The 1,321-nt window shown below is 64.6% G+C and carries 1 protein-coding gene; it reads left to right on the forward strand.

The annotated features are described in order from the left end of the window. Nucleotides 1-1,321 (forward strand): peroxidase family protein (locus tag AC1DW9_RS36645; RefSeq protein ID WP_476855418.1); only part of this gene is annotated, 1,321 nt, incomplete at both ends.

The raw sequence follows: 1,321 nt of genomic DNA on the forward strand, positions 1-1,321 counted from the left end.
GCGCTGTTCGACGCCTTCCTGAACCCGACGAACGACGCTGGCGCCTTCACCGCTCCCTTGCCTCCCGGCTATGTCCCGCAGCCCGGCTATGAGCAGCTCGGCGTGGGATCGATCCTGGGCGGCATCATCAGGCAGCCGGCGGAGGAGGTCGACTTCAACATCGTCGACGCGGTGCGCAACGATCTGGTTCGGATCAATGCCGACCTCTTCGCCTTCAATGTGGCCCGCGGCTGGGATGTCGGGCTTGGCACCTTGAACCAGGTGCGTTCGGATCTTGCCGCTTCGCAGGATCCCTATGTCTCCGAGGCCGTCGGATATGCCGGAAATCTCTCGCCCTATACCTCGTGGGAGGACTTCCAGCAGCGCAACAATCTGAGCGATGCAGTGATCGCCCAGTTCAAGCAGGCCTATCCGGACCTCGTCCTGGACGCCGACGAGATCGCGGCCTTCCAGGCGATCAACTCGAATATCAGCGTGGCCATCCAGGCCGACGGCACCGGCATCGTGAAGGGGATCGACCGGGTCGATCTCTGGGTCGGTGGCCTTGCCGAGACGCATATCAATGGCGGCATGGTCGGGCAGACCTTCTGGGTCGTGCTGCATGAACAGTTTGACCGCCTGCAGGAGGCCGACCGGTTCTACTATCTCGACCGTGTCGAGAACTTCGACTTCTACGAGAATTTCATCGACGGCCAGGAGTTCGCGGACATCATCGCCCGCAATACCAGCCTGACCAATCTGCCGGAGAACATCTTCGAGACCGTCGTTGGCGATGACGGCGACAACGGTACCGGCACGGGTGACGGCGACGATGACGACGATGACGACGATGACGGCACCGGCAACGGAGATGGCGACGACGATGATGACGACGGCGCCGGAGACGGCGACGACGATGACGACGATGACGACGGCGCCGGTGATGGCGACGATGATGACGATGACGACGACGGCGCCGGAGATGGCGACGATGATGACGACGATGACGACGGTGCCGGCAATGGCGACGATGACGACGACGACGATTGCGGCTGTGACGACGACGACGATGACGACGGGGCTGGCACGCCGGCTCCCGGTCCGGGGACGGCTCCTGGGACGCATGTCGGGACGGGGCTGAGCGATGTCCTGATCGGGGCAGCGGGGGCGGACAACCTGATCGGCCAGGGCGGCGACGATGTCCTGATCGGTGCGGGCGGCGACGACACGATCTCGGCGGGCGATGGCAACGACTTCGTCGATGCCGGGGAGGGCCGTGACGTGGTCTTCGGCGGGGCCGGCGACGACGTGCTGCTTGGCGGGGCTGGCAACGACCTGATCG

Source organism: Allobosea sp. P4_E12 (assembly GCF_056401655.1).